Raw genomic sequence first — 20,533 nt, 5'->3', positions numbered from 1 at the left:
CCAGCTAAAGCTAGCCGTGTTCGACGGTGGTTAAAGTCAGGCAAGGTCAAGGTTATACGCAATGACTTAGGTGTCTTTCAAGTCCAGTTAGTCAAGGAACCGTCAGGTGAACAGACCCAAGATATTGCAGCCGGAATTGATCCGGGAAAGCTGTTTACTGGGATTGCTGTCCAGTTATCCCCCTCCGACCTACTTCGTTGAGGTCGGAGTCCCACGAGGTAAAACGATGGACTCGGAGGGGTTTGGTAACCAAACCCCTGTTGTTTGTGCCGCCTATCCTAGACATCCATCCGATCAGGTGAAGCCAATTCGTGCTTGAATAGAGTAAGGGCAGCTTAATCGCTGCTCAAATTACGGTATTTTGGGAAAGGAAGATACCCACCTGTTCAACTTAATGAAAGGCAAACACGTTTTACTCACTGGCGGTACTGGCGGACTAGGAATAGGGGTGACTCCAGCCGTATTAGCCTCTACACCCAAAACGGTAACCATTCCTTATCGCAATCCTCAAGATGTAGAACGCCTGAAACAAATCCTATCTCCGGCGGATTTTGCCCGGATTAGCTTTGTCCCTACCGATCTCACTGATGAGGCGAATGTCAGCAAAATGATCAACGATATGGAAGGGGTGGATGTACTAATCCATTTAGTGGGTGGCTTTTCCATGGGAAAAACCCACGAATACAGTTATGAAGCCTGGAAAAACGATTTTGACCTGAACTTAAATACCACCTTTTTGGTGTGCAAGCACAGTTTGGCGAAAATGCTGCCCCAGAATTATGGGCGCATTATTACCGTAGGATCGCGGGGTGCTGTGCAACCGGGGGGACAGTTAGCCGCCTACTGTGCAGCAAAAGCTGGCGTTGTCGCCCTGACTCAAGCGATCGCGGATGAAACCAAAAGCACGAATATCACTGCCAATAGTGTACTCCCTAGTGTGATTGACACACCAACCAATCGCCAAGCCATGGGGGAAGAAAATGCCATTCAGTGGGTGAAACCCCAATCTATCGCCCAAGTGATTTGTTTCTTAGCCTCAGACGCGGCGCAGGATGTAAGCGGTGCGGCTGTTCCGGTTTATGGCAGCATTTAAGAGACGCGCCATGGCGCGTCTTTACATTGTTGTAAGGGCGGGTTTTACTTAACTCAATTGCCCTTCTTTGGAGATCATATCTGGATAATTAATCGCCCATCATTGGTCATTCGTCAGTGATAAGAAACACAAATAACCAATAATTTTATAACTATTTTATATCGCTTAACTCTAAATATACTATACTCTATTCCCTCTCAATTGGAGTTACACAACAAGCATGACTTCTCTGATCTCTAAAAAAATATGTATGCTGGGTGATTTTAGTGTCGGTAAAACCAGCTTAATTCGTCGCTTTGTAGAACGACAGTTTAGTGATAAGTATTTGTCCACTGTGGGGGTAAAGATTTCCCGAAAAACGGTTGAGGTGCAAGCCAAGACGCCAAAAAAGGCGCTCCAGGTACAAATGCTAATCTGGGATTTGGAGGGAAATACTAAATTTAAAACGGTGACGCCGATGTACCTACAAGGCGCAACCAGTGCGGTAATCGTAGCTGATGTCAGTCGCCAAGTCACAATCGATCATATTTCAGATCACTTACAGGCGTTTTTATCCGTCAATCCAAAAGGATTTGGTATCGTTGCGTTAAATAAAGCGGATCTTCTTTCGGAAAAACAACAGGAAGATTTGCTAGACAAGTGTCAATTGAATTATCCAAATAAAATCGCTGCTGTCTATCCCACATCAGCGAAAACTGGTAAAAATGTTGACGATATTTTTTTGACCCTAGCTCAGCGAATGGTTGAATGAAGAAGATTTCATCGACTGTATGACAAAATCGCATTATGTATAACGATGAAATACATTACTATAGGCTGGAGTTGATAGTACGAAAAATAGCGAGGATCTGTCAAAGGTGAAAACATGGAGCAATTTCACAGATTTGCCACCCTAGACGCCTGCACCGAATAATGTGGCTTTAGCTGAAAGCCTAAACCCAAGCTGATATGAGCAGATTTTTAAATAAACTTTTATCCCTGTTAGTACCACGCCATAGGGAATATTTACTAATTAATAGAGACGGTAAAATTCTGGAGACTTCTCCGGGAGTCAAGCGATTTGCCGAAGATTCCGATCAAGTTCGCCAAGGACAAAATATCTGTCTGGGATTTCCAGAACTCATTGGGTTAGAAACCATTTTGATTGATATTCTGGACGAACGACAGGATAATTTTGAATTAAAGGGGATTAGTCGGTGTTCAGTGACAGGCGAATCGCTGTATTTTGATTTGTATGTGATTAAACATCCTTTGGCTTTTGACCAGTATAACCCTGACAAACCAAATCAATTAATTATTTTATTAGAAGATGTCACAGAACGGATGGTTTTAGAACAAACCTTAGTTCAAGCCACTAATGAAACCCGTTTATTATTGAGTCGATTATCAGCATCTAAAGGGTATATTGATCAAATTATTACGGCTATGGCAGATGCACTCTTGGTGACGAAGCCGACTGGAACCATTAAAACAGTTAATCGTTCGGCACAAAATTTATTTGGCTATGACGAATCTGAGTTAGTTGGCAACTCTATGCGCCTAATTTTGTCTCTAGCTGATGACTTACTTGCCGAACATCAACAGCAGCTTTGTGTTGAGCAAAAATTTATCAATAATTGGGAGGTTGTCTGTCAGAAAAAAACGGGAGAAAAAATAATGGTATCCTTCTCCTGTTCAGCGATTCAAATGGAAACAGAAAGTAGTCTCCATTTTATTTATATTGGTCGCGATATTACTGAACGTCAGCGCACACAAAAGCGGATAGCTACTCAACATGCCATTAGCCGTATTCTATCGGATTCAGGCACAATCGAGGAGGCTATGCCTAAAATTTTGCCTGCAATTGGTGAAACGTTGGTGTGGGATTTGGGTGAACTTTGGATTTCAGAAGTGATAGGCGATCGCGAGATAGATAGGATAACACCTCAGTTGCGGTGCGAACACACTTGGGTTAGCCACGCGATTCCAGAATCGATGTCGATAACTCAGCCATTAATCGCATCCCCTAAGGGGGGATTACTGGGTCAAATTTGGACGAGTCGTTCTCCTAAATGGATTAGCGGTATCACCTCAGAATCGCTATCCCCAATCTTGCCAATTGCTGAATTACGCAGTGCTTTTGGCTTTCCGATTCAAGACGATGAGCAAATTTTGGGTGTAATCACCTTCTATTCCTATGATGTGCAACCCCCAGATCCGGAACTAACGCAGGTTATGGCAACAATTGGTAATCAGTTAGGACAGTTTATAAAGCGTAAACAAGCAGAAGCCGCATTGCGACAAGAGCAGGAAAAATCTGAACAGCTACTCCTGAATATTTTACCTGAACCGATTGTCGATCGATTGAAACATGAACATCAGATTATCGCCGAGGATTTTGCTGAAGTTTCGGTTCTTTTTGCTGATATTGTCGGGTTTACTCAACTGTCGTCCTCAATGCCTCCGATTACGCTGCTTAACTTACTCAATCAAATCTTTTCGATTTTCGACGAACTGTGCGAACAGCATCAATTGGAGAAGATTAAAACTATTGGGGATGCGTACATGGTGGTGGGGGGATTGCCGCGATCGCCCCTCAACCATGCCCACGCGATCGCCCGGATGGCACTGGATATGCAAGCCGCGATCGCCCAATTTCGTGACCAGACGGGACAGGCGTTTAATATGCGAATTGGCATCAACACCGGACCTGTGGTTGCTGGCGTAATTGGTCTAAAAAAATTCAGTTATGATTTGTGGGGAGATACCGTGAACATTGCCAGCCGTATGGAATCACAGAGTATACCCGGACGTATCCAAGTAACAGCGGCAATCTACGAAAAATTAAAGGATACATTTGAGTTTGAGCAACGAGGTATGATTGACGTGAAGGGTAGAGGCAAGATGACTACCTATTTTCTGATTGCTGTAAAATAAATTATTATAATTGGATAGCCAATAAACACACTCAGGGAGGAAGTATTTGCTTTTCTCCAGCTTGGTTAAACTCTACGCTGATCAGGTAGAGACGTAGCCAGCTACAGCGGTGATTAATAAAAGCAGGATAAGAATATTCAACAACCCTGACTTAGCTATCGCTTGAAGTCAGGGATTGACGGACAAACGTCATTAAACGTTGAATACCGCGTAGAGTCTCAGCTTGGTACAGACATCCGGATATTTCCCTAGTCCGGATTACCTCTAAAACCTTTTGTCGGGTTGTTGTTAAGCCAAGACATCTTAGCTGAGATGGCGGGAAGGGACTACACACTTTTACTCGGAGGTTTATCACCATGTTACGAGTACCAGTTTTATCGAAATCAGGTAAACCGTTAATGCCTACAAAACCCAGCCGCGCTAGGCGTTGGTTGAGGGATGGTAAAGCTAAAGTAGTACATAACGACTTAGAATGTTTTGCCATTCAATTGACCTTTGAAACCCAAGAGAATACTCAACCCATAGCCATGGGTATAGACCCTGGTAAATGCTATTCGGGGATTGGGGTTCAATCGAGTCTCTTTACCCTTTGGATGGGACATCTGGTTCTACCGTTCAAGACGGTTAAGGAACGGATGGAATTACGGCGGGTCATGCGTCGAGCCAGACGGGGGAGACGGATTAACCGGAAGCTGCCTTACTCTAAACGCTGTCATCGTCAAGCTCGGTTTGATAATCGCAGGCAAGGCAAACTCCCACCGTCAATTCGAGCCAATAAGCAGCTAGAGTTACGGGTAGTCAAAGAACTGTTTAAGCTGTTCCCGATTAGTGCCATTCATTATGAGTTGGTCATGGCTGACGTAGATAAAACCAGTGGTCGTAAATCGGCTCGGTCTGGTATTGGATTCTCTCCAGTTATGGTAGGACAACGACAGATGCTCAACTGGCTATCTAAGTTAGCTCCTGTTGTTACCCACAAGGGGTGGCAACGGGATGGTAACGGAACCAGTCAGCTTAGACAATGGCTAGGATTAGCTAAGGACAAAAAGAACAAAGCTAATCAAACTCCAGCAACTCACGCTGTTGACGGTGTAACCTTAGCCGCGTTTGAGTTTACCCGATGGCAGGAATGGCACTCTGATAATGCCAAACATGGCGACTGGAGTGGTTATGTTCAAATCACACCTGCACCATTTGCGGTAATCCGTAGACCGCCAATTAGCCGTAGACAGTTACATTTATGTGTCCCTTCTAAAGGAGGTAAGCGGCGCAAGTATGGCGGCACAGTTACCCGCCATGGGTTTAGGAAAGGTGACAAAGTTATAGCCGAAAAAGCTGGGAAGACTTACGTCGGTTGGTGTTCTGGAGACACCGAGAGACAAGTTTCGGTCAGTGACGCCAACTGGAAACGGTTGGGACAGTTCACTGCATCCAAAGTCCAATTGTTGCAGCGAAGCACGGGGTTAATCGTTCGCCGCCAAGCGAAGTCGAAATGTCGTGCCTTCAACTGGATTGTCAAATCTCCCCTTATTGAAAGGGTCGATTTGACCTCTATCCCTCTCCACCCTCCTGAGCCTGCGAAGGATCTGCTGAGGGTGGAGTCTCACGCGAAATACGATGAATGAAGAAGAATTAATAGTGTTAAATCCTATGCTTGCCATATATAATTTCTATGCTGTAATTATTGAGGTCAAAAATTATTAGGAATAAAATAAAATAAAACTGAAAAGATTAGCCAATCTAGATAATATAAATTTCCATGCATCCCCTGTTTAAAAAATTATTATTTTCTCGTCATATTGAATACTTAGCCGTCGATGAGTCATTCAATATTTTAGAACTATCTCATAAAATCGCTCAGTTCGCCGACCGTCCTCAGGATTTGAGTATCGGTAAGGATGTGCGTCTGAGTTTCCCGGAACTTGTAGGGATTGAAGAGATTTTAAGCCATATCCTTCAGGGGCGACAGTTAAACTTTGATTTAAAAGGAATTGGACGATTTTCTGGACGAGGTAATCTTCTCTATTTTGATATGTATATTATTAATGACAGTGAAGACTATCAGGCAGGAAATAAACTAATTATTTTATGTGAGGATGTCACTGAGCGGATGAATTTAGAACAGACTTTAGTTCAACGCTCAAATGAAACGACCTTATTATTAGATGCTTGGGCAGCATCAAGTCAATATCTTGATAAAATTATTCAATATATAGGAGATGCTTTATTCGTCACTAATTCGTCATCTGTTATAAAAATTGTCAATAAAGCAGCTAATTTCTTATTCGGTTATAACAATTCTGAGTTAATCGGCAAATCTTTATCTTTAATTATTGATGAATCTCAGGTGAAAAATTTAGTGGCACAGAAAAATGGATCTTATTGCAATGGCATCAACACAACTAAAGTGGTTTGTCAGACTAAGACAGGAGACAAGATTCTCGTGGCATTTTCCTGTTCTAGAATTGAGAGCAAATTAGAAGACGAACAGGATATTATTTATATTGGGCGTGATATCAATCGCTGAAGTAAAGTTAATAAATATTAAGAAACCTCAAATTCTTACTGTTTCCTATTTCCTGTGACACACCGAGCGTGTTACTGAGCGAAGTCGAAGTAAGCCGAGGTAAGCGTTCGACGGCTCGACTGAGCGCTCACGCCGAAGTCCAAGGTGTTCCCTAATCTCAACCGTTAACTTTAATTTTTTCTAGTGCTAGTTCCCCAATCCCCCGCCCAAACTGCATAAGTGTCACCGGATGAGAGATACCTTGGCTTTAAAGAGGTTAAACTGGCGGACATTAGATCCCATCAGCATCAACTATGGAAGCAGGAACATTTCTCCCATCCCCACCCCCCCTAAGTCAAGACTTAGCCATTTCTACCCATGGATTGACAAAACAATTTGACCGACATATCGCCGTCAATGATATCGATTTACAAGTCGCCGCTGGTGAAGTCTATGGATTGATTGGTCCCAATGGCGCAGGGAAAACGACGCTAATTCGCATGTTAGCCGCCGCTGAGGAACCGACGACGGGTGAAATTTATATTAATGGCGATCGCTTGTTGCGAGATCAAAGCAACCCCAAACTCAAGCAGCGCATTGGTTATCTTCCCGATGATTTCCCTGTCTACGAAGATTTAACGGTTTGGGATTATCTGGACTATTTTTCCCGACTCTATCGCCTGCGAGAACCCCGACGTACTCGACGCCTACGGGAAGTGTTGGAACTGGTACAGCTTACCAGTAAGCGCAAAAGTTTAATTGCTACCCTATCGCGGGGGATGAAACAACGCCTGAGTTTGGCGAGAACGATTATTCACGAACCGATTCTGCTGCTACTCGATGAACCCGTTTCCGGATTAGATCCCATCGCCCGGATGCAGTTTCGGGAAATTATTAAAACGTTACAAGAAGCAGGAATGACGATTCTGATTTCGTCCCATGTCTTAAGTGACTTAGCCGAACTCTGTACGTCAGTGGGGATTATGGAACTCGGCTATTTGGTGGAAAGTGCGCCTTTAGCTGAACTTTATCGCCGCCTTAGCCGTCAGAAAATTATTCTCTCCAGTTTAGGAGATATGGACACATTGGCGGCTGAATTGAAAAATTATCCGTTAGTGCAAGAAATCGAACGAATTTCGGGAAAGAACCAGATACGGGTTGATTTTTCCGGGAATCCAGAAGAGAGTGCGATGTTGTTGCGATCGCTAGTTGAAGCGGGAATTCCGTTAACCGAGTTTCACTGTACCCAAGAGGACTTAGAAACCATATTCTTAAAGCTAGGACATCAGCAAGTCTCTTAGAACGTTTTGAATTATGTGTAGGGGCGGGTTTTACTATTATCATTTTTGACATCACCCCGATGTAACTATAGCAGCCCCGATCCAGGTTTTTTCACGAATAACAAATGACATAAGACTAAGGACAAATGACCAAATTTAGGAGACTGTTTTCATGCTACTCAAAGGAATAGACAGACTAGGAGACTGGAACCCGCAACTCTTGCGGGAATTGAAGGGAAAATTAAAGGGGCGGAATATCGCGATCGCAGTTGGCGCATCGGTACTTGGCTATCTAGCCATGTTCTTCTATGGATTGAATCAATTTACTCGCTTGAGTGATCCTGATGCTTACCCCTACATTCGCAGCACCGAGATATTCTGTAAACTACGAGATAGTTACCTCGCTAATCAGGACAAACTGTCCCAACTACGGGAACAGTATCGCTCACTTCAAGACCAATTCTTTCGCTATAGCAGTGCAGAATCCTTTGATCTGGACAAAATTAATCAACTCAAAGGTAGTATAGCGGACGTTAAGGCAAAAATCGCCCATCTACAAGGAATTGAAACCGTCCACAAATGCCCGCAAGATGCCATCGATATTCCTCTGTGGTGGCAATATCAACAGGGACAAATGTTCGCATTGCTGAGTGTAATTGCCCTATTTATCCTGCTAATCGTGGGAACTTATATGCTAATCGCTGACTTAGCCGGAGAGGAACGTCGCGGCACATTTAATTTTATTCGCGTTAGTCCCCAATCTGCCCAGAGTATTTTATTCGGCAAATTGTTAGGCGTCCCCATCTTACTCTATCTCGCCGCCATTCTGATCATTCCCTTGCATCTGTGGTTAGGCTTATCTGCCCAAATTACTCTAGGAGAAATTTTCAGTTTCTATGCTGTTTTAATCGCAGGTTGTGCCTTCTTCTACAGTGCAGCACTGCTGTTTGGGTTAATAAGTTCTGGGTTAAATGGCTTCCAATCCTGGTTGGGAGGTGGTGCTGTTTTTACTTTTTTGTTGATCGCCCAAAACAATTGGATATCTAACAGTCCGGCTGACTGGATCAATTTATTTTCTCCGGCTGTAGTTCTACCCTATCTCTATAATCACACCGAACTTCATTATCAAGCCTTTCCATTCTCGAAAAACGACATCCAAACACTGCAATGGTTCCATTTTCCTGTGGGTTTAGCTGGATTAGGTATCGTCAGTTTTGTCTTAGTGAATTATACCTTATGGACAGGTTGGATTTGGCAAGCCTTGAAGCGACGCTTTCAAAATCCCAACGCAGCTATCTTGAGTAAACGACAAAGTTATTGGCTAGTCGCTTGTGTTGAACTCTTGCTGTTAGGATTGGCTTGGCAAAAGAGACAGTATGTCTACTCCTCTTATTCAGTTGTTGAGAATCTCGCTATAATCGCCTGCTTCAATGCTGTGTTATTTCTGGGTTTAATTGCCGCACTTTCATCTCATCGCCAGGTAATACAGGATTGGGCGCGTTATCGTCAGCAACAAGGAACAAGTCGCAAACAGGGGGGAATCGTTCAGGATTTAATTTGGGGGGAAAAGAGTCCAGCTATTGTCGCCATTGGACTTAATGTAGCGATTGCGACAACTCCGTTTTTGGTTTGGATTGCCGTGTGGTATGAACCAGGATTTGACAAACTCAAAGCGTTGTTAGCGGTTGCTTTCTTTATCTGCATTACTCTCATTTGTGCTACCCTAGCGCAGTTAATGTTAATGATGAAAACATCCAAGCGGGCGCTGTGGGCAACGGGAACGATTGGTGCTGTACTGAGTTTGCCTTCAATTCTGTTGTTAGTCTTGGGAGTTGAGCCTTCGGATAATCCTATTCCCTGGTTATTTTCGTCTTTTCCTTGGGCAGGAATTGAATATGCGGCTACCTCAATGATGGCTTGGGCGTTGCTTACCGAATGCCTAATCTGGGGACTATTAACGGTGCAGTTAACACGGCAACTACGCAAAGCAGGTGAGTCAGCAACTCAAGCTTTATTAGCGGGACATTCCTCAAGTCGTCGTTAGAGGCAACTTAATGTAAATGTTGCTGATTTAAGCGGGTTTCGTTCGTTCGTAGTCGGCACTTTAGTGCCATAAGCGCTCGCATCGCTGACTACAAACTGATAAAAGACCCGTTAAACTTGAGAGTATGAGTTCAGTGTTTGTGGTTATGACTCAAGGTTTTAGGCGCTAAAGCGCAACTACGAACGAACAGTTAATTTGGAGATATTTCCCATGCTTTCTACACTGATAAACCGACTGGGTGACTGGAATCCCCAGTTTATGCGAGAACTTCGAGGACGGTTGCAACTCCGCAATGGATGCCTGGTTGTGGCAACGTCTTTAATGATTCAAGCGTTAATTTTATTAACGTTTTCTAGCCAAAATTGTACGAAGCGTGTTAATGATTACTGTGTCGAATCCGTCTGGGAAGTTGATTGGCTGACGATTTTCAGAACACTGAATTGGATTCTACCTCTGTTTTTATTTTCCATCGGCGTCTATTTGCTGATTTCTGATTGGATGCAAGAACATCGGCGTGGTACGCTCAATTTTATTCGCCTCACTCCCCAATCTAGTCAGCGTATTTTGTGGGGGAAAATGCTAGGTGTGCCGATATTAGTTTACCTGGGATTAAGTTTGGCTATTCCTCTACATTGGATCTCAGGAATTGTTGCGGGTGTTCCCTTGGCTTGGATTATCAGTTTTTATGCTTTAATCCTGGTCACTTGTGGATTGTTCTATGGTTTAGGATTACTCAATGCGTCCTTAACTCAAGCGTCTTATCAAGGGTTAGCAGCTAGTCTAATCGGGGCGTGGTTAGGAAGTTTGTTTATTGGGGTGCTGGATTGGCATTTTGATTGGCAAACCTTGACATATAGGGATTTGGGAAATTGGTCTTGGTTTATTTGGAATCTGGGTGAAGCACCTTTACAGCTAACGTTGTGGATGCTAATCACTATTAGCGTTAGCGCCTACTGGGTTTGGCAAGCAACTAATCGTATGTTCCGCAATCCCAATGGAACGCTGTTAAATAAACAACAGAGTTACTGGTTAGTAGGAAGTGTTCAAATTTGGCTATTGGGATTATTTTGGTCCCTTCCCCGCCAGTTTATAACTAGCAAAGATGCACTATTTGGCTGTCTGTTTGGAATTTCTCTGTTTAGCTTGGTTGCCTTATTAGCGGTTAGTTTTGCAATTTCGCCGCAACGACAAAGTTTGCTGGATTGGTCAAGGTACGGGCAATTCCAACGTCAGAATTCAAAGGTTAAAAATGTGCAGATGTCATGGTGGGATTGGCTTTGGGCTGAAAAGAGTCCTTCGTCAATTGCGATCGCGTTGAATTTAGGGATTACGGCAATTGTCTGGTTCCCGTGGTTACTGCTGTTTCCCACTGGTGTCGATGACAAAGTGAAAGCGATCGCGGGATTGTTACTGTGTGCTAATTTAATTGGATTTTACGCCCTTCTCATTCAATTGATGTTGATAATCCGACGCAAAAAACCGTGGATTTGGGCAGGAAGTACCTTGAGTCTGACGATTTTTGTACCTCTATTTATTTTATCTATCATACAAGCGGACTTCACTTCAGGAGTACAATTGCCCGGATTATGGCTTGTGTCAGTATTTGGTGCGCCTTGGATTATCTTAGAACAGACATCTGTCTTCACTGTCTTGTTTAGTGTATTGGGTCAATGGGCGATAATGGCAGGATTAATTGTGCAATTAACTCGTCAGTTAAAACGTATCGGTGAATCAGCATCAAAACCGCTATTTGCCAATCCTAATGCTTTGCCTAATTTATCGAAAGTGCGCTGAAGTTTCATTAACCAGTTTGGGTTAACACGACAAACATTTAAGGTGTGCCACGCCACTACTGGATTGACACAGCTAAAATTGTGGATTAGATGTGACAATTGAATGGGGCGCAAGTCTTTGCGCCCCTACAGTTTCTGGATGGAATGTAATTGATTAATTACATTAGGTGTGCCAAATCATTACTTTCCAAACTTCCCTGTTTCTCCCCTGTCGCGTGCAAAAAAAGTAAGCTCCTTAAGCCTAGAACTAAAGTTCTGGCTTAAAGCTAAAACCCGTTAAAACGGGTTCAAAGTTTTATCCAGTAAGCTCCATTCTTACTTGAGCTTAAAGATAAGAAATTTATTTCCTGGCGTCCAAGTTGACGAATTCCCCCACCCTATATTGCTTCTATTGCTGCTTCCAGTGCGATCGCGACATGAGTCCAATGGGTTCCCCCTTGACAAAATACAATATAAGGCTCTCGCAACGGTCCATCAGCAGAAAACTCCGAGGTACTCCCATCAATAAACGTTCCTCCCGCCATAACTAACTGACTCTCATATCCCGGCATTTTGGCGGGTACAGGATCGAGATAGGAACCAATGGGAGAATATTGCTGAATTGCCCGACAAAAGGCGATTAATTTCTCCGGTGAACCTAACTGAATTGCCTGAATAACATCTCGGCGAGATGCCATGGGTTGAGGATTGACGGGATAGCCTAACTGATCAAAGACATAAGCGGTTAAATGCGTTCCCTTAATTGCCTCTCCCACCATTTGCGGGGCGAGAAAAAGTCCTTGAAATAATAACCGATTCTGTTCAAATGTTGCCCCACCCGAACTACCAATTCCGGGGGCGGTTAATCGACAGGTTGCCGCTTCGACTAACTCGGCTTTTCCAGCGATATATCCCCCAGCAGTGACAATTGTGCCACCCGGATTTTTAATCAACGATCCCGCCACTAAATCCGCACCAACGGTTGGAGGTTCTTTGTCTTCAATAAACTCGCCGTAACAGTTATCGACAAAACAAATTGTATTCGGATTTTGCTGTTTAACGCATTGGACAATTTTTTCGATGTCTGTTATAGAAAGACTAGGACGCCAAGAATAACCACACGATCGCTGAATTAAGACCAGGCGTGTACGTTGTCCAATTGCTGTTTTTAACGCCTGCCAATCTATTGTTCCATCAGCAGTTAATTCTAACTGACGATAATCAATGCCAAACTCCCGTAATGATCCTTGACCTTGACCTCGAACACCAATCACTTCTTCTAAGGTATCGTAAGGCGCACCCACCACAGATACCATCTCGTCACCAGGACGCAACACCCCAAACAAGCAACAGGCGATCGCATGAGTTCCAGAAACCAATTGAACTCGCACGGCTGCTGCTTCAGCACCCATGACTTCTGCAAATACTTGGTCTAAGGTTTGCCGACCTAAATCGTCATGACCATAACCACTCACTCCAGCAAAGTGATGTACCCCAACGCGATAATTACGAAAAGCCATCAGGACTTTTTTCAGATTTTGCTTGACGTTGATGTCAATCTCTTCAAAAATTGGGCGGAGTGCTTTAACAGCATCTTGAAGCTGTTCTGAACTGTTGATTACCATAGAATTGTTTTTTTTAGATCAAATCCATAAAATGCAACGTATTTTTGTCCAACTTGTTATCGTAACCAGTTTAGCCCTAAGCCTCCTCCTGACTAGCATCGCTCCCGCTGAAGCAATGACGGTTAATTTTACTTGGCAAGGCAATCAGGGGTATTCGGCAACAGGAACCTTCAATTATGATGAAAAAACGGCTCCTGCTATACTATCAGAAAAAGGAGTGGGTACAACTCAAGCCTTAGAAAGCTTGACCGTTTCTTTTGCTGATCCATCGAATCACCCGATCAAAACATACAACACTATTAACGATGGTGTATCAACGGGCAAGTATTTTCAGTTTAACTTTAATACGATGACTCAAGACATTATCGGTTTAATTGATATTGGCGGTGAGTTACCCGGAGATATTTATCTAAAAGGAACAGTTGATAGTAACTTATCCCTAATTCAGGTTTCGGCTTCAGGAGTGGAGGAAATAGTCGATAGTAATTCAGGGACAATTATATGTCATGCTGAGCAGAACGCAGTGAAACGGAGTGACGCGAAGCATCTGTCCAGATTCTCGTATCTCTTTCCTCGCTATAGCTTCGCTTCACGCTTCGCTCAGAATGACATGATATCGCTCTTATGTCACTTTCGGAAGGACGAAGCCTGAAACCCTTACAGTCAGGGAGTTTGGCAACTTACCCCTATATCATAAGTTTCTATCAGTTTCTAAATGCCCAAATGCTTTGCAGCCATGGCTTTCAGCAATCAGATTTAACATTTCGTTTCCCAGAGTGACAATAAAGCGATAGAACGCACCTTAGTATTAGGTCAGCTTGCAATCCCAGGATGCAAGAGGGTGGTAGAGATACTGTAGGGTGGGCATTGCCCACCAGCCTTAAGTCAGTGAGCAAGATGCTCAATGTAGCGAGCAAGATGCTCAATGTAGCGAGCAAGATGCTCGCACTACAGCAAGGATTTCACCATTATTGACATTAAGGTTTAAATGCCGAACAGCTTATGACATAAGACAAATGGCGATCCCCACTATTAACTTTAATTTCTCCCACCTAATAGAACCAATTCTTCAATCGCATCTGCCTCAGTTGGTAAAGTGGCGGTGAGAACTTCACTACCCTCCGGAGTGACTAAAACATCATTCTCAATCCGAATCCCACGCACATCAGCAAACTCAGCCAAACGATTCCAATTAACCACATCTTGATACTTGGCGCGTCGTTCTGGATCATTTAAAATAGCTGGAACTTGATAGAATCCAGGTTCAATCGTCACTAGCATTCCAGGTTGTAATGGTCGATCCAATCGCAGAAATCCTAACCCAAAGCGATCGCTCCTGACTCGCCCCTCTGCATATCCCGCTAAATCTCCTAAATCTTCCATATCATGCACATCTAAGCCCAGCAAATGCCCAATGCCATGAGGAAAGAACAAAGCATGAGCATCTCGTTCGACTAAATCTGATACCTGTCCCCGCAGAATCCCCAAATCCACTAATCCTTGAGTCAGGGTGGCGGCGGCTAACAGATGAATATCGCGATATTCCACACCGGGATGAATTTTCTCAATACAAGCGTTATGGGCGGCTAAAACAGTCTCGTAAATATCGCGCTGCGTCGCAGAAAACCTTCCGGTTACAGGGAAGGTACGAGTCACATCAGCTGCCCATCCTCTCTCCGTTTCTGCCCCCACATCTGCCAACAGTAAATCTCCGGGTTGCAAGGGATGGTGATACTGTTCATTGTGCAACACTTCGCCGTGAACGGTGACAATACTGCCATAAGCACAACTCATGTTGTGGGCAAGAATCATCCCTTCCATCGCCCCCCGGATTGTGGCTTCGTAGAGACATTCTGTTGCCACATCTCTACCCCCAATTGCCTGCATTCCCGCTTTATGGGCAGCTACCGTCACGGCGGCGGCTTGGCGTAACTCGGATAATGCCTCAGCATCGTGGCACAGTCGCAAGTATACAATGGCTTTGGCTAAGTCTCGGTCAATTCCTTCGGGGGCGTTAGCCCGGTTGACGCCTCGATTTAACAGTTGTTCTTGCTGCTGATAAGTGGCGATATCTTGCACCGCCAACGTTGCAGCATCGGCTGTGCGTGAGGCTAATTCTGATAATGGAAACGCCGCATCAGCACCCATTTGTTGGGCAATCTCCTCTCGTTTAGGCATTTCCCCATGCCAAAGGGTACTGGCTGGCGAGGGTTCATCCAGAAACAGTTCCAACCTGCCATGGTTGAGATAAATGGCAGCACCTTCCAACGGTAAACCTGCAAAGTAGAGAAAATGGCTACTGGCGCGAAATGGAAACGGATTTGCCGGAAAGTTACGTGGATAAGACTTGCCCGCCCAGAGAATGACAGGAAAATCAATAAGCTGGGCGAGACGAACTCGGCGATCGCGCAGGGTTGTGGCTAGGCTATCGTAGTTTTGCTGGCTCTCCATTAACAATTGTGTTAACCCATCACTGTATGATAACAAAACTGTTATATCTTAGACGTCCAACCTGTAACTTGGAGGTGAGAGCCTGCTACTTTTTTATCCTATGAGTCAAAACTGTTGGTGTATATAAGGAAAATTCGCATTTGAGATTATTCAGGATCATCATCAGCAGTGGTGTCTATCCCTTCCGCTTCATACCGTTTTTCTGCCTCCGTTTTTTCTTCAGCGGCGTCTTGATCAGCATCTATGACTGAATCATTCTCAGTTGCCTGATTTTCATTTTGTGGCGTGGATTCACTGATGGGTTTTACCAGTCCGCAGGAGGTCATCGTTAAACTACCCATCATCAGCAGTAAGCTTAATGAAGCGAGAGACGTCCAAAGGGGTTTTCTCGTGTTTGGTTTTCCTGAAAACATGAGTCAGCCTTTATTTTTATTTATCCATTTAGTCTTAAGGGACGCCAAAAGAAATCAAAAAGTTTCGTAGATTTTTGGTGTTTTAAGCTAGTTATTTTTATTTTTAAATCGAAAAATAAATTTAAATCAAAGCATAATTAATTGAGTGAATTGAGCTCTGTTCAAGACTTACCTGCCAAATATTTACAGCAGATTTCAGGTCGATGAGGTACAGCCTCAAGCAAGATCCCCGACTTCTTGGAGAAGTCGGGGATCTGTCTGTGTACCTAACTTACTTGTAACCTCTTCGCTTTCGGAGGGGAGACTTTCGGAGGGGAGAATGGGAACCGGAACTATCCCTGACAGACTGGCTGATTTCAATCGATCACAATTGACCCTAACCTCGTGTCATTTTGATATGATCCATAATCTGTTGTTTTTTAGAATCGGAATTCATCGAAAAGCCTCGCTGAGGAATGGTGATCGAGCGCTTTATGTGTTCCATGATCCGCTGTTTCCGTTGGTCTGAGTTAGCCATGTTGAGTCCATTGAATGTTACTGTATATTAAGTTATTTTAATATATTAGTTAAGTAATGTGAACAGTTCCAAAAAATTAATGGACGATCGCTCCGATTGGATTTACAGTTACCCACCGCTAGAGACGGGGACGCTACTCAGACGCTACAAGCGGTTTTTTGCCGATATTCAGCTTACATCAGGGGAAACCATTGTCGCCCACTGTCCGAATACGGGTCCAATGACAGGGGTTTCCACCCCTGGAAGTTTAGTTCAGGTCTCTCGTAGTGATAACCCTAAGCGCAAATTAGCCTACACCTGGGAGATGATCCAAGTCAATGACACCCAACCAACTTGGGTGGGGATTAATACCGCCCTACCCAATCGGGTGATGAAGATCATCCTGGAACAAAGGCTGATTCCGGAATTAGCCAATCGCTACAGCCAAATTCGCCCCGAAGTGGTTTATGGTGAAAACCGGAAAAGTCGGGTTGATTTTGTGCTAACGGGGGAGAATGACGCGCCTTCTATTTATTTGGAAGTGAAAAATACGACTTGGGCGCAGGGAACCTTAGCCTTATTTCCCGACACCGTAACCACAAGGGGACAAAAGCACCTGCAAGAACTCCAGAAGTTATTACCCCAAGCCAAGGCGATCATGCTTTATTTTATCAATCGGGGGGACTGCGATCGCTTTAGTCCAGGTGATAGTACTGATCCTGTTTACGGAAAACTTTTGCGAGAAGCGGTTCTCCATGGGCTTGAGGTGTTACCCTGTCGTTTTGAGATTACTCCCCAAGGTATTCGCTATTTAGGGTTAGCCGAGTTTCTTGTTGATTAGGGATTAGAGAATTACCCGCATACATCAGATGAGGGCGAGTCGAGATACCTGAATTCTCACGCCGCCTACGATATGCAGCGACTCGCCCCTACAACCGCGATAATCCCGATCATCCCGATAAATTAGCGGTTAGCGATATTCATGGCTTTCTCGATTGCTGGATCGGTATACTGCTCTTATTTACCTGCCCTTTGTATTGTCTTGTAACCAAACCGATAATTCCTCTAAATCGTTAAAATCTAAAATAGCATCACCTAGATCTTCTAATTCTTCAACAGACAAGTTTTGAATCTGATTAATGATTGCGGGCGGAATTGACCCAAACTGACGCTCCAGTAAACGCAATGTCCATCGGATTCCTTCTTCTACTCGTCCTTCTACTCGTCCTTCTACTCGTCCCTCTACTCGTCCCTCCTGCTTTGCCTTAACAATAAATCCCCGTTGATCTTCAAGGAATACCTCTCGCTTGCGTATTTTTTCTAATTCCTCTACACTTAAATTCGCTTGGTTAGCAATATTCATGGCTTTCTCGAGTTCGGGAACCTGTCTAAACGTGGGTGGAATGACTTCCAAGCTGGGAGCGTCTTTAATAAAGTAAATCCATTTATCGGTTAAATTGTCTAACTGCTCAAGCTTTTTATTGAATTTGGTTAATTCGACAAAAATTAGTTCGATTTCCGGATCGGTATAGTCAAATAATTCCTGTTTTTCCTTTAAGCCAAAACGAGTCAGGAACCGCTGAGTCTGGTCAAAGAGTTGGAAATCCGTTATCGTTAAGGCGATCGCGGGTTTAAGATGGGAGTATCCTTCTCCATATTTTAATTGATTAGCATAAGTTTTTGTCAGGTTATAAATGACCCGCTTTTCAAAGGATGCCACGTTAAGCACCTGCATTTCGATTAACACCGTTGAGCCATTATCCAGGACAGCTCTGACATCAAGATAACTATCTTTTAAATCGACAACATCTCCAGGATTGTACGGATCAATAATTTCTAAATCCTGAATTACTGGATTGGCATTATAGATTAAAGCGTTTAAAAAGCTAATCAAGATATCTTTGCTATCCTTCGCGCCAAAGATTTTCTTGAAGGCAAAATCTGTTTTGGGGCTAATAAATCTCATGATCATAATTTATCAATAATTTAAATATTAAAAGTATAATTTTTTTTAGCATAATTTGCTTTTTTTGAAGACGTAGCCGATTACGTTGCTGGAGCAGACGGTTTCAATTACACCGACAGGTATTCTCGAAACGAGTCTATATATTGATCATAGTTGAGACGAGCCTTCTCCCTAACGTTGACAGGGATATCGCTTGTGTTTCTCTAAAGATTTTTCCCATACCCCACACTCTACCTACCTTTGACGCGAGCTTGTCACCCCTTCAGCTTTAACGGTTTGGCAAAAGAACTTTTTCGTCCCCATTGGCTTCAACGGTAATGTGAGCTGATCACGCATGAGCCAAGACATCTGTAATAAATATGACTAAACTGAGAGTTAAAGAACCCATTGAGAGTTTTCGCACCATAGGGATCGGGAGGATCAACTTGAGCAAGCATTTAACACCATCTGTGGCAGGTTTAACCCTATTCGCCTTTTTTGCCATAACCGCACCGCTTCCGGGAATGGCGCAAGTCCCTACATTTTCGCCCCTTGCACCCACGACGGTTACGAATCCACCACCCGATTTACCCTATACCCTCGGATCAGGCGATCGCGTGGGCGTAACCATCTTTGATGTTCCCGAATACAGTGGAGAATACCAGGTTTTAGTAGATGGAACCCTTAATTTACCCGTTGCTGGCAGTATCCCTGTCGAAGGGTTAACCATTAATGCGGCTAGTGAACGGATTTCTCAGCGATACGCTCCCTATGTCAGACGCCCTTTAGTCACCTTAACCCTGATTGATCCTCGCCCCCTAAAAATCGCGGTCGCGGGAGAAGTCAATCGTCCGGGTTCCTACAGCGTAACTCTGAACGAAGGACAACAATTTCCCTCCGTGACTCAAGTGGTTCAGCTTGCTGGTGGAATTAGTCGCTCGGCTGATGTGCGAAACGTGCAAATCCGCCGCCGGATGAACTCAGCTACCCGACAAACCTATACAATTAATCTCTGGGAGTTATTGCAAAATAGCGATCTCGCTCAAGATGTGACCTTGAGAGATGGTGATGAAATCTTTATCCCCACCACCACCGGAATTGACCCCCTAGAAAGCCGTCAACTGGCAACCGCGAGTTTTTCGCCAGAGGCGGTTAAGCCAATTAAAGTTGCCGTAGTCGGGGAAGTGGTGCGTCCGGGTCCTTATACCGTTACCGCCGCCACATCGGGAGCGGCTACGGCTGACCAGGCTGGTGGCGGCGGTGGTAACAATACAGAACCGCCAACGGTAACTCAAGCGATTCAAGTAGCCGGAGGTATTACTCAATCTGCCGATATTCGTAATGTTGAAGTGCGACGCACCACCAGAGATGGCTCTGAGCAACTGATCGTTGTCAATCTCTGGGAACTCCTGCAAGAGGGTGATCTCTCTGAAGATGTGATTCTGCAACAGGGAGACACGATTAGAGTCCCGGAAGCCGAAACCCTGACCGCTTTAGAAGCGACAAAATTGGCATCAGCGAGCTTTTCGGCGGCGATTATCAATGTCAATGTGGTGGGAGAAGTTCAGAAACCCGGTACAGTTTCCGTCCCTGCTAACGCCCCCTTAAATCAAGCCCTGCTAGCATCTGGCGGATTTGATAATCGCCGCGCCCGCAAGAGTTCTGTAGAGTTGATTCGTCTGCAACCCAATGGTACGGTTAAAAAACGGGAAATCGAGGTGGATTTTACGGCTGATGTTAACGATGAAAGCAATCCGCCATTGCGCCCTAATGATGTGATTATCGTCAGACGTTCCGGTTTGACCCGCGTCACGGATACATTGGGGACAATTGTCAGTCCGATTGGTAGTGTGTTCTCTGTGTTTAGATTTTTTGGATTTTAGAGTAGAGACGTGCCATGGCACGTCTCTACAGAAAATAGGGATATTGTTGCTTCTGTTACCGTTTTTGAGGAATTGGATTGTTGATGGCTGATTCCCTACTCCTATCAAA

15 protein-coding genes and 1 pseudogene are annotated in these 20,533 nt (G+C 44.2%); 12 read left to right on the top strand and 4 right to left on the bottom strand.

The genetic code is table 11. The features are described from left to right. The 9 genes and pseudogenes from RH949_RS04540 to RH949_RS04500 all read left to right on the top strand — a co-directional run. Positions 1 to 174: pseudogene (locus RH949_RS04540) on the top strand (RRXRR domain-containing protein); the annotation flags it as partial. A 220-nt stretch (positions 175 to 394) separates the two neighbouring features. Further along, positions 395 to 1,093: a 3-oxoacyl-ACP reductase FabG gene (gene fabG / locus RH949_RS04535; protein WP_446352060.1), complete on the top strand. Its 699-nt coding sequence runs from the start codon at positions 395 to 397 to the stop codon at positions 1,091 to 1,093. Positions 1,094 to 1,313: 220 nt separating this feature from the next. Further along, entirely contained in the window at positions 1,314 to 1,844 is a 531-nt protein-coding gene (locus tag RH949_RS04530; protein WP_198016436.1) for a Rab family GTPase, read from the top strand. 197 nt (positions 1,845 to 2,041) lie between these two features. Further along, entirely contained in the window at positions 2,042 to 4,009 is a 1,968-nt protein-coding gene (locus tag RH949_RS04525) for an adenylate/guanylate cyclase domain-containing protein (protein WP_006100553.1), read from the top strand. A 356-nt stretch (positions 4,010 to 4,365) separates the two neighbouring features. Then, positions 4,366 to 5,634, top strand: coding sequence for an RRXRR domain-containing protein (locus RH949_RS04520; RefSeq protein WP_446352059.1), 1,269 nt, complete (start codon positions 4,366 to 4,368; stop codon positions 5,632 to 5,634). A 134-nt stretch (positions 5,635 to 5,768) separates the two neighbouring features. Continuing rightward, the gene (locus tag RH949_RS04515; RefSeq protein WP_446352058.1) at positions 5,769 to 6,536 is read left to right on the top strand and encodes a PAS domain S-box protein; all 768 of its coding nucleotides are present in this window, start codon (positions 5,769 to 5,771) and stop codon (positions 6,534 to 6,536) included. Between the two features lie 293 nt (positions 6,537 to 6,829). Further along, on the top strand, positions 6,830 to 7,816 hold the full coding sequence (locus RH949_RS04510; protein ID WP_006100698.1) for an ABC transporter ATP-binding protein: 987 nt from the start codon (positions 6,830 to 6,832) through the stop codon (positions 7,814 to 7,816). 151 nt (positions 7,817 to 7,967) lie between these two features. After that, entirely contained in the window at positions 7,968 to 9,839 is a 1,872-nt protein-coding gene (locus tag RH949_RS04505; RefSeq protein ID WP_446352057.1) for an ABC transporter permease, read from the top strand. Positions 9,840 to 10,049: 210 nt separating this feature from the next. Then, on the top strand, positions 10,050 to 11,633 hold the full coding sequence (locus tag RH949_RS04500; RefSeq protein WP_446352056.1) for a hypothetical protein: 1,584 nt from the start codon (positions 10,050 to 10,052) through the stop codon (positions 11,631 to 11,633). Positions 11,634 to 12,009: 376 nt separating this feature from the next. Here the strand turns inward: RH949_RS04500 and RH949_RS04495 are convergent, their stop codons facing one another. Next, entirely contained in the window at positions 12,010 to 13,236 is a 1,227-nt protein-coding gene (locus tag RH949_RS04495) for a methionine gamma-lyase family protein (RefSeq protein ID WP_446352055.1), read from the bottom strand. Positions 13,237 to 13,267: 31 nt separating this feature from the next. On the opposite strand from RH949_RS04495, the gene RH949_RS04490 reads away from it, so the two are divergent. Further along, a complete protein-coding gene (locus RH949_RS04490; RefSeq protein ID WP_446352054.1) occupies positions 13,268 to 13,888 on the top strand; it encodes a hypothetical protein in 621 nt (206 codons plus the stop codon). Positions 13,889 to 14,274: 386 nt separating this feature from the next. Here RH949_RS04490 and RH949_RS04485 read toward each other — a convergent pair whose 3' ends face one another. Beyond that, complete coding sequence (locus tag RH949_RS04485) at positions 14,275 to 15,687, bottom strand: aminopeptidase P family protein (RefSeq protein ID WP_446352053.1); 1,413 nt, start codon at positions 15,685 to 15,687, stop codon at positions 14,275 to 14,277. A 146-nt stretch (positions 15,688 to 15,833) separates the two neighbouring features. Beyond that, positions 15,834 to 16,013: a hypothetical protein gene (locus RH949_RS04480; RefSeq protein WP_446352052.1), complete on the bottom strand. Its 180-nt coding sequence runs from the start codon at positions 16,011 to 16,013 to the stop codon at positions 15,834 to 15,836. Positions 16,014 to 16,696: 683 nt separating this feature from the next. On the opposite strand from RH949_RS04480, the gene sfsA reads away from it, so the two are divergent. Beyond that, the gene (sfsA, locus tag RH949_RS04475) at positions 16,697 to 17,437 is read left to right on the top strand and encodes a DNA/RNA nuclease SfsA (protein WP_446352063.1); all 741 of its coding nucleotides are present in this window, start codon (positions 16,697 to 16,699) and stop codon (positions 17,435 to 17,437) included. Between the two features lie 180 nt (positions 17,438 to 17,617). On the opposite strand, the gene RH949_RS04470 is transcribed toward sfsA, so the two are convergent. Beyond that, positions 17,618 to 18,562 carry an Rpn family recombination-promoting nuclease/putative transposase gene (locus tag RH949_RS04470; protein ID WP_446352051.1) on the bottom strand — a complete coding sequence of 315 codons (945 nt, stop codon included), beginning with the start codon at positions 18,560 to 18,562 and terminating at the stop codon, positions 17,618 to 17,620. Positions 18,563 to 18,987: 425 nt separating this feature from the next. Here RH949_RS04470 and RH949_RS04465 point away from each other — a divergent pair, with 425 nt between their 5' ends. Next, on the top strand, positions 18,988 to 20,424 hold the full coding sequence (locus RH949_RS04465) for a polysaccharide biosynthesis/export family protein (protein ID WP_446352050.1): 1,437 nt from the start codon (positions 18,988 to 18,990) through the stop codon (positions 20,422 to 20,424). Positions 20,425 to 20,533: the final 109 nt, after the last annotated feature.

The sequence above is a fragment of the Coleofasciculus sp. A1-SPW-01 genome (assembly GCF_040217205.1).
In the GTDB taxonomy this organism is placed as follows: Bacteria; Cyanobacteriota; Cyanobacteriia; order Cyanobacteriales; family Coleofasciculaceae; genus Coleofasciculus; species Coleofasciculus chthonoplastes_A.
The sequence above is the reverse complement of the archived record's forward strand: the minus strand, read 5'-3'. Positions and strand labels throughout refer to the sequence as shown.

Bases quoted from the DNA above. Each gene is read 5' to 3' on its own strand.
- fabG (WP_446352060.1), top strand. From the start codon at position 395: ATGAAAGGCAAACACGTTTTACTCACTGGCGGTACTGGCGGACTAGGA.
- RH949_RS04530 (WP_198016436.1), top strand. From the start codon at position 1,314: ATGACTTCTCTGATCTCTAAAAAAATATGTATGCTGGGTGATTTTAGT.
- RH949_RS04525 (WP_006100553.1), top strand. From the start codon at position 2,042: ATGAGCAGATTTTTAAATAAACTTTTATCCCTGTTAGTACCACGCCAT.
- RH949_RS04520 (WP_446352059.1), top strand. From the start codon at position 4,366: ATGTTACGAGTACCAGTTTTATCGAAATCAGGTAAACCGTTAATGCCT.
- RH949_RS04515 (WP_446352058.1), top strand. From the start codon at position 5,769: ATGCATCCCCTGTTTAAAAAATTATTATTTTCTCGTCATATTGAATAC.
- RH949_RS04510 (WP_006100698.1), top strand. From the start codon at position 6,830: ATGGAAGCAGGAACATTTCTCCCATCCCCACCCCCCCTAAGTCAAGAC.
- RH949_RS04505 (WP_446352057.1), top strand. From the start codon at position 7,968: ATGCTACTCAAAGGAATAGACAGACTAGGAGACTGGAACCCGCAACTC.
- RH949_RS04500 (WP_446352056.1), top strand. From the start codon at position 10,050: ATGCTTTCTACACTGATAAACCGACTGGGTGACTGGAATCCCCAGTTT.
- RH949_RS04495 (WP_446352055.1), bottom strand. From the start codon at position 13,236: ATGGTAATCAACAGTTCAGAACAGCTTCAAGATGCTGTTAAAGCACTC.
- RH949_RS04490 (WP_446352054.1), top strand. From the start codon at position 13,268: ATGCAACGTATTTTTGTCCAACTTGTTATCGTAACCAGTTTAGCCCTA.
- RH949_RS04485 (WP_446352053.1), bottom strand. From the start codon at position 15,687: ATGGAGAGCCAGCAAAACTACGATAGCCTAGCCACAACCCTGCGCGAT.
- RH949_RS04480 (WP_446352052.1), bottom strand. From the start codon at position 16,013: ATGACCTCCTGCGGACTGGTAAAACCCATCAGTGAATCCACGCCACAA.
- sfsA (WP_446352063.1), top strand. From the start codon at position 16,697: ATGGACGATCGCTCCGATTGGATTTACAGTTACCCACCGCTAGAGACG.
- RH949_RS04470 (WP_446352051.1), bottom strand. From the start codon at position 18,562: ATGAGATTTATTAGCCCCAAAACAGATTTTGCCTTCAAGAAAATCTTT.